Source organism: Veillonella sp. (assembly GCF_019414865.1).
GTDB lineage: Bacteria > Bacillota > Negativicutes > Veillonellales > Veillonellaceae > Veillonella.
Genome location: NZ_DXLG01000067.1, coordinates 1 through 8,708 on the forward strand (window position 1 = coordinate 1; position 8,708 = coordinate 8,708).

Consider the following 8,708-nt stretch of genomic DNA (forward strand, 5'->3'; position numbering starts at 1 on the left):
TCTATAAGAGTAGTATATAATACTTATCTTAACTATACTATAAGACCAAGAAACATTACAATTTAGATTTCAATTTATCCTTTGTATGAGAGGTCTTATCTTTAAGTGTTTTTACAATTTGAGGGCGATGTTTTTTTTCATAAGGGTAAATAACAACTTCCCCATCTTTGTATTCTGCAATGTATACATCCTTAATTTTATAGCCTTGCTTTTCAACTTCTTCTTCTAGCCAATCCTGGCCTTTTTCAATTATATCTAATGTAAAATGGTTAATTTGACCATCATCAATAAGGTCAAATTTAATATTCTCATCACCAAATTGAACTACGCTGAGCTGACCATTTTGCTCCAATACAGCACGCTTAACATCCGTAACATATTGAACACCTGCTGTACGAAGCTTTAACTTAAGCTCCGCCGCTTGAATGCCATAACGCATACATTCTTCTGTTAAGATATGACCATTTTCAATAACAATTACAGGATGTCCATCCAAAATAGTTTTAAAGAATCGGAAATTTCCTTTTAAGAACTTAAGCGTCATTACAAGTATAGTCCATAAAATGAGGACTAACATAAACTGTAAAATACCGATTTGGTCATTGTAAATAATGGCACCGATAATACCACCAAGTACATAGTTTTGTAATTGGTCCAAAGCAGAGGTTGGCGCTAAGTTGCCCTTCCCCATTAAGTTGATTTGTAAGATAATCGCCAAGAGACCGATGGCGAGTTTGGCAAAGACCATTCCATAGACGGCCATAGCTTCTGTCATTTACGCTCCTCCTTATGGTAATACGTCCGCTTTATCATGAATACGCTCTGTTGGGCTCACCTTATACACACGAGTAATTGTATAGGTTGAAAATTCTGGATTAAACTGAACCTCATAATAATCATCGCTTACCTTTAAAATCATACCATTGCGAATTTTTAAGGAGTTGACTGCTAATTGCTCACTTGGTACAGAACGATCAGCACTAAAAGAATGTAAAAATTGAGCCATACGAGAAGAATCTTCAGAATAAGTTTTCATCCGATTATACTCTTGGTATTCAAGCCCTAAGAAGAACACTACAATTAAAGACAAGATAACCATCAAGTCACGATAGCGACTAGTAAAGCCATTTCGCAGAACTTGTATGCCCAAAACGAGTAGTGCTAATAAAACAGCAACAAAGATAATAAAGCCCCATGTTTGGCCCCCTACAGCCAAACTTTCAACATAGGATAATGTGTAGAAATCCATATCGTTCTCCTTTCATAGATTACTTTTTATTATACCATACCTTATGCCAATATTTTCGATATAACAATGTATAGTACCAAGAAATATATTATAAAACGATAAAAAAGCGACCCCCTTAGGAGTCGCTTTGGTATGCTTTATCTTACAAGAGATTACTAAATAATACTCTTATTTCAACCAGCTCATCAAGTTGCGAAGTTCTGCACCAACTGGTTCGATTGGATGGTTAGCAGCTGCTTCACGGTGTTCTTTAAGGAATTTTTGACCATTTTTGGAATCAGCCAAGAATTCATCAGCGAATTTACCGGATTGGATATCAGCCAAGATTTGTTCCATCGCTTTTTTAGTATCTGCAGTAATTACGCGAGGACCTGCATGGTAGTCACCATATTCAGCAGTGTTGGAAATGGAGTGACGCATTTTTTGGAAGCCACCTTCGTAGATAAGGTCTACGATCAATTTCATTTCATGCAAGCATTCGAAGTAAGCGTTTACAGGTTCATAACCAGCTTCTGTTAATACTTCGAAACCAGTTTTAATCAATTCAGTAACACCGCCGCACAATACAGCTTGTTCACCGAAGAGGTCAGTTTCAGTTTCAGATTTGAAGTTAGTTTCCAAGATACCGGAACGGCCACCACCGATACCAGAAGCCCATGCTAATGCAACTTCTTCAGTATCACCAGATGGATCTTTTTCTACAGCGTACAAGCAAGGAACACCGGAGCCTTCTTGGTATGTACGACGTACTAAATGACCAGGGCCTTTAGGAGCTACCATGAATACGTTGATGTCTTCACGAGGTACGATTTTACCAAAGTGAATGTTGAAGCCGTGAGCAAATGCCAAGTATGCACCTTGTTTTAAGTTAGGAGCGATATCTTGTGCATATACGTCTGCTTGTAATTCGTCAGGAATCAATACCATAACGATGTCAGCGCCTTTAACTGCTTCTGCAGTTTCTTTAACTGTAAGGCCTGCTTCTTCTGCAGCTTTCCAGCTAGAAGAACCACCACGAAGACCAATTGTTACGTCCATACCATTTTCTTTCAAGTTCAATGCATGCGCATGACCTTGAGAACCGTAACCTAAAACTGTAATTTTTTTGCCTTCCAATTTGCTCAAATTACAATCTGCATCATAATAAACTGTAGTACCTAAAATTTTACCTGCCATACTAGACAACCTCCAATATATATTCAATAGAATATTTAATATATATACTGTACACAATCTCACAAATAAATGCAAGATTTGTAGTGTATATCGTAATTTATCGAATAGTCAAATAGACTAATCTACAACTTAAATTTGTACCCTTTTTGTATTAAGAAAAAATGAATTATCCCAATTTTAGCTCTTATTTAACTATAATCCATGGGCGATTTTTCTCCCATACTACAGATACATCAATACCAAATACGTCGCTTAGAATTTCATCTGTCAAGATGTCTCGCTTCTTGCCTTTATACACAATGAGGCCATCTTTAATAATAGCTACATGTGTAATACTGGGCATAATCTCTTCAATTTGATGAGATACATAAATAAAAGGCTTATGCTCCTCTCGTGCCATATTCTCAACAGTTCTTAAGAATTGCTCGCGAGCAGGCAAATCAAGTCCAGAACAAGGCTCATCTAGAATGAGCAAATCTGGATTAGCCATAATAGCACGTGCTAATAATACGCGGCGCTGTTCACCAGCAGATAGTGTATGAAATCTATGACCTTCCAAATAGGACAAACCAAACTCAGACAATAATTGAAGTCCTCGTTCACGTACTTCAGGCTCTACCTGTTGATAAATACCAATACTATTAAAAGCACCAGAAATAACAACATCTTCTACCACTTGTTTATCCAAGGTGGACTGGAATTGTCCAAGCGCCGAACTAACAAAGCCTAATCGGGCCTTAATCTTAGGCCATGCATATTTGCCAAATTCATGACCAAATACGCGTAATAGTCCTGTTGTAGGAATTTGGTAAGCTGGAATCATGCTGAGCATCGTCGATTTACCAGCCCCATTGAGACCTAATAAGGCCCAATTCTCCCCTTCTTCAACATGCCAATTAATGCCTTTTAAAATTTCGCGACCTTCACGACGAAACTTGACGTCTTCATAATGGAGTAATTCACTACTCACACAATCATCTCCTAAATTTTTTCACCACGGCTCATTGCTGTAATGCCAGTTTTGGCAATTTCAAGGACACCATAGGTTTCCATAATTTGAATGAAACCGCGCAATTTTTCTACGCTACCAATTACTTCAATAATCATGGAAGTAGGAGAAATATCGAGCACATTACCACGATATACGTCGGCAATTTGTACAATTTGAGATCGTGTTGCAGCCGTTGCTTTTACCTTAATAAGCATCAATTCACGACATACTACATCATGGTCTTCAAAAACTTTAACCTTTACAACATCAATGAGCTTGTAAATTTGTTTTTGAATTTGATCCAAAATGCGATCATCCGCCTCAACGGTGAGGGTAATACGCGCATAGCCTGGTGTATTAGTAATACCAGATGTCATTTTTGTAACATTAAAGCCACGACGGTTAAAGAGTGCCAATATACGTGCACCAATGCCTGCTGTATTTTTTGCAATCACTAAGACTTGATGTTCTCTCGCCATTATAGCACCCCTTTCTTGCCCATCATCCCGCTTACGGTACCGCCCGCCGGAATCATCGGCAATACATTATCTTCTCTTGCTACACGGCAATCCAAGATGATACTTTCATCAGATGTAATGAAAGATTTAAATTCTTTATTGAAATCATCTACATTATCGATACGCGCGGCTTTCAAATCAAAGGCATCTGCCAATTTTAAGAAATCTGGACTCGTTTCCAAATCAACATAGGAATAACGGCGATCATTAAAGATTTGTTGCCATTGACGAACCATGCCAAGATAACCATTATTGATGATAACAATTTTGATTGGCAAATTATATTGACGAACCATCATTAGTTCTTCGAAGGTCATTTGGAATCCACCATCACCAACAACAAGGATAACTTGTTTATGAGCTGCCCCCACTTGAGCCCCAATTGCAGCTGGTAAACCATAGCCCATAGTACCTGCACCACCAGATGTAACAATGGTATGAGGTTTTTTATGAGTTAAGAATTGAGCCGCCCACATTTGATGTTGGCCTACGTCAGTTACAATAACTGCATCCTCTTTGGCAATCTTGTTAAGTTCAGATAATACGTATTGTGGATGTAATACACCATCTTTAGATTCAGGAATTACCATAGGATATTCCGCTTGCCATTCACGAATTTGTCCAATCCACGCTTCATGAGTTGTAGGTTCTACAAGCGTATTAAGTTCAGATAAAACTCGCTTCAAGTCACCTACAATTGGTACGTTAATAGTAACGTTTTTATCAATTTCTGCTGGGTCGATATCGATATGTATGATTTTAGCTTTTTTACAGAAGAAATCTGGATGACCTGTAATGCGGTCGTGGAAACGAATACCAGCTGCAATAACAAGGTCTGCTTCTTCTGTACTATTATTAGCCGCTACAGAGCCATGCATACCCACCATACCAAGAGCAAGCTCATGGTTCCCTGGGAAACCACCAAGGCCAACTAATGTATTTGTTACAGGAATTTGAGCCTTTTCTGCCAATTCCTTTAACTCATCCATAGCGCCAGATTTCAATACACCGGCACCGGCAATGATGAGCGGACGTTTTGCATTTTTAATGAGTGTAGCCGCTTTCTTAATTTGCCCTTGATGACCTTTATAGGTTGGATCATAACCTTCAAGATGGATAGGTACTTCATATAATTTATTGTATTCTGTCATGGATATTTTTTCTGTTTGAACATCCTTTGGAATATCAATAAGAACTGGCCCTGGACGACCTGTACTAGCAATAAAATACGCTTCTTTGATGATGCGAGGTAAATCGCGAATATCTTGAACAAGGTAGTTATGTTTTGTAATCGGCATGGTAATACCTTGGATATCTGCTTCTTGGAAGGAATCCTTACCAATAAACGGACGACCAACCTGACCAGTAATGGCCACCATAGGTACAGAGTCCATGTAAGCAGTCATAATACCTGTAACAAGATTAGTTGCACCAGGACCGGACGTAGCAAGGCATACGCCTACTTTTCCAGATACGCGTGCATAACCATCTGCTGCATGGGCTGCACCTTGTTCATGACGAACAAAATAATGTTTAATTTCAGGGAAGCTATAAATTTCATCATAAATTGGAATTACCGCGCCGCCTGGATAACCGAACATGTCGGTTACACCAAGGCGATGCAATGTTTCAAGGACAATGCGTGCCCCATTGATTGTTTCTGCGCTCATAGGAACCCTTTCGACCAGCTATTCAGATAAAATCTCGCTGGAATTTAATCGTTTAATAATGTAACCATTATTTTTGAAAGTATCAATAATGTGTTTGATGTGTTCTTCACCATTTGTTTCTACAGTCACTTGCAATTCCACTTCATGGAAGCGGTCAAGGTTTTTAAACTGATTATGATCAAGTTTAATAACGTTTGCATCCGCATCTGCCAGCATTTGAGATACAGCAACCAATTGACCTGGTTTATCAGGAAGGTTGACAGAGAAAGTGAAGATACGACCACGCAATACGAGACCTTTATTGATCATAGAAGAAATCGTAAGTACGTCGATATTACCACCACTAACAATGGCTACTGCCTTTTTGCCTTTACAGTCTAATTTTTTTAGACCTGCTAATGGTAAAATACCGGAGTTTTCTGCTACTAATTTATGTTTTTCTACAAGCAACAAAAATGCTTCCATCAATTCATAATCAGAGACAGTAACAATTTCATCTACATATTTCTTAATATATTTTAATGTAGTTTCGCCGATTTGACGTACAGCTGTACCATCTGCGATAGTTGCCACCTCACTAAGTGGTACAGGATGATCTGCTTTTAACGCAGCTATTGCACTAGCCGCGCCTTCTGGTTCTACACCAATAATTTTAATGCTAGGATTTTTTAATTTTGCAGCAGCTGCGATACCAGAAACAATACCGCCACCACCAACAGGAACTAGCAATACATCCGCATCAGGCAATTCCTCAAGAACTTCTAATGCAATTGTACCTTGCCCTTCGATAACATCTTCGTCATCAAAAGGATGTACGAACACATATCCGTGCTCTTGTTGTAATTCCATCGCTTTTTGGTAAGCTTCATCATAAATCTCACCATGTAGAACGACTTCGGCACCATATTGTTTTGTAGCATTCACCTTGATGAGAGGTGTATGTTTTGGCATAACGATTGTCGCTTTAATGCCTAGACGTTTTGCAGCAAGGGCCACGCCTTGCGCATGGTTACCGGCAGACGCGGCAATAACGCCGCGTGCCTTTTCTTCTTCTGTTAATTTTGCAATTTTATTATAGGCACCACGAACCTTAAAGGAACCTGTTATTTGCAAGTTTTCTGGCTTGATATATACATCATTGCCACTTTCATCGGAGAACACATCACTGTGAAGCAATTTTGTTTTCACCGTGATTGTGCTTAATCGCTCACGAGCCTCCATAAAATCATACAACTTATGCATGTACTCTATCTCCTCTAGTTAGTATTAATGAAAATCTACTATTAGTCTTCAAATACTTCGATAGCACCTTGTGCTGCAGAGGATACATGAAGAGCGTATTTTTTAAGATATCCAGTTACATTGGATTTGAATGGTTTCAATGCTGCTTTACGACGAGCGATTTCGTCGTCAGATACAGCTAATTCCAATTTGCCGTTTGGAATATCGATGTTGATAATGTCACCATCTTCAACAACAGCGATTGTGCCACCAGCCGCAGCTTCTGGAGATACGTGACCAATGGATGCACCACGTGTAGCACCAGAGAAACGACCATCAGTCAACAAGGCTACGTCTTTATCAAGACCCATACCTGCGATCATGGATGTTGGTGTTAACATTTCACGCATGCCAGGACCGCCTTTAGGACCTTCGTAACGGATAACTACCACATCACCTTTTACGATTTTACCGCCTGTAATAGCTTCAACAGCTTCTTCTTCGCTGTTGAATACCTTTGCTGGACCAGAGTGAACAAGCATATCTTCATCTACGGCACCTGCTTTTACAACGGAACCGTCTACAGCAAGGTTACCTTTAAGAACGGCAATACCACCTGTTTCATGAACAGGATTATTCCAAGGATGAATAACGTCTTCATCAGTTACATGAGCTACCGCTGCAATTTCACCTTGTGTTTTAAGAGCTACAGTTTTGCAATCTGTATGCAAACGACCATTTTCTGCTAAACGTTTCAACACAGCAGATACGCCGCCGGCAGCATACAAGTCTTCGATAAAGTATTTACCAGATGGAGAAAGTTTAGACAATTGAGGTGTGTTTTGTGCAATGCGATCGAAGTCGTCCAAGGGCAATGGTACACCTGCTTCGTGAGCGATAGCTGGCAAATGAAGTGCTGTATTAGAGGAGCCACCCAAAGCCATATCTAGAGCCACTGCATTTTCAAAAGCTTCGCGTGTCATAATGTCTTTAGGACGAAGATTTGCTTTTAATACCTCTACTGCTTGCATACCTGCTAATTTAGCAAGACGTAAACGTTCGGAGTATACTGCTGGAATTGTACCATTACCAGGAAGGCCCATACCAAGAGCTTCTGTTAAGCAGTTCATTGTATTAGCTGTGTACATACCAGAGCAAGAACCACATGTAGGACATGCTGTATTTTCGATTTCAGCTAACTCAGCATCACCCATTTCACCAGTTTGATGTTTACCTACTGCTTCGAATACATCAGACAAACCGATTTTTTTGCCATTATGTACGCCTGCAAGCATAGCACCACCAGACACGAATACGGATGGAATGTTTAGACGAGCTGCAGCTATCAACATACCAGGTACTACTTTATCGCAGTTTGGAATGAATACCATAGCATCAAATGGTGTTGCCATAGCTGTTGCTTCGATGGAGTCAGCAATGATATTACGTGTTACCAAGGAGTATTTCATACCGATGTGGTTCATAGCCAAGCCATCGCAAATACCAATTGTATTAAACTCGATTGGCACACCACCTGCGTTGCGAATGCCGTCTTTTACGGCTTGTACAATATTTTTCAAGCCCACGTGACCAGGGATAATTTCGTTGAAAGAGTTCGCAATACCAATGACTGGTCTGCCCATTTCTTCATCAACAAAACCAAGAGCTTTTAGCAAAGATCTGTGTGGTGCACGTGCTACGCCTGTTTTTAAATTGTCACTTCTACAACTCATGTTAATCTCCTCACTTTTCTTGAAAGCATCCACTTGGACACTTTTCAACTTAATAAAAAAAGACGATTCTTATGAATCGTCTTAAAAGTTTACAAATGATATTCCTTTTGTTTACAGAATTCCTATGTACATAAACGACCTATGTATCCC

At 39.5% G+C, this 8,708-nt stretch carries 8 protein-coding genes; all 8 read right to left on the minus strand.

Going from position 1 to position 8,708, the window contains the following annotated elements; translation table 11 throughout:
* Positions 1–55: 55 nt before the first annotated feature.
* The 8 genes from QZ334_RS05430 to ilvD all read right to left on the minus strand — a co-directional run bounded on the left by QZ334_RS05430 (position 56) and on the right by ilvD (position 8,558).
* On the minus strand, positions 56–775 hold the full coding sequence (locus tag QZ334_RS05430) for a DUF421 domain-containing protein (RefSeq protein ID WP_105084899.1): 720 nt from the start codon (positions 773–775) through the stop codon (positions 56–58).
* Positions 776–787: 12 nt separating this feature from the next.
* The gene (locus QZ334_RS05435) at positions 788–1,249 is read right to left on the minus strand and encodes a DUF3290 family protein (protein WP_105084900.1); all 462 of its coding nucleotides are present in this window, start codon (positions 1,247–1,249) and stop codon (positions 788–790) included.
* A gap of 168 nt (positions 1,250–1,417) precedes the next feature.
* Positions 1,418–2,425, minus strand: coding sequence for a ketol-acid reductoisomerase (gene ilvC / locus QZ334_RS05440; protein ID WP_004695212.1), 1,008 nt, complete (start codon positions 2,423–2,425; stop codon positions 1,418–1,420).
* A 184-nt stretch (positions 2,426–2,609) separates the two neighbouring features.
* Positions 2,610–3,395, minus strand: a complete 786-nt coding sequence (locus QZ334_RS05445; RefSeq protein WP_005385564.1) for an ABC transporter ATP-binding protein — start codon at positions 3,393–3,395, stop codon at positions 2,610–2,612.
* Positions 3,396–3,406: 11 nt separating this feature from the next.
* Complete coding sequence (gene ilvN, locus QZ334_RS05450) at positions 3,407–3,895, minus strand: acetolactate synthase small subunit (protein WP_024066649.1); 489 nt, start codon at positions 3,893–3,895, stop codon at positions 3,407–3,409.
* Complete coding sequence (gene ilvB / locus QZ334_RS05455) at positions 3,895–5,604, minus strand: biosynthetic-type acetolactate synthase large subunit (protein WP_295232554.1); 1,710 nt, start codon at positions 5,602–5,604, stop codon at positions 3,895–3,897. Before ilvB ends, ilvN begins: the two co-directional genes overlap by 1 nt.
* Positions 5,605–5,622: 18 nt before the next feature.
* Positions 5,623–6,846 carry a threonine ammonia-lyase gene (ilvA, locus tag QZ334_RS05460; RefSeq protein WP_287499539.1) on the minus strand — a complete coding sequence of 408 codons (1,224 nt, stop codon included), beginning with the start codon at positions 6,844–6,846 and terminating at the stop codon, positions 5,623–5,625.
* Positions 6,847–6,887: 41 nt separating this feature from the next.
* Positions 6,888–8,558, minus strand: coding sequence for a dihydroxy-acid dehydratase (gene ilvD, locus QZ334_RS05465; protein WP_295232559.1), 1,671 nt, complete (start codon positions 8,556–8,558; stop codon positions 6,888–6,890).
* Positions 8,559–8,708 lie beyond the last annotated feature (150 nt).

Coding starts and splice junctions, on each gene's coding strand:
- ilvN (WP_024066649.1), bottom strand. CDS start 3,895: ATGGCGAGAGAACATCAAGTCTTAGTGATTGCAAAAAATACAGCAGGC.
- ilvA (WP_287499539.1), bottom strand. CDS start 6,846: ATGCATAAGTTGTATGATTTTATGGAGGCTCGTGAGCGATTAAGCACA.
- QZ334_RS05430 (WP_105084899.1), bottom strand. CDS start 775: ATGACAGAAGCTATGGCCGTCTATGGAATGGTCTTTGCCAAACTCGCC.
- ilvB (WP_295232554.1), bottom strand. CDS start 5,604: ATGAGCGCAGAAACAATCAATGGGGCACGCATTGTCCTTGAAACATTG.
- QZ334_RS05435 (WP_105084900.1), bottom strand. CDS start 1,249: ATGGATTTCTACACATTATCCTATGTTGAAAGTTTGGCTGTAGGGGGC.
- ilvD (WP_295232559.1), bottom strand. CDS start 8,558: ATGAGTTGTAGAAGTGACAATTTAAAAACAGGCGTAGCACGTGCACCA.
- ilvC (WP_004695212.1), bottom strand. CDS start 2,425: ATGGCAGGTAAAATTTTAGGTACTACAGTTTATTATGATGCAGATTGT.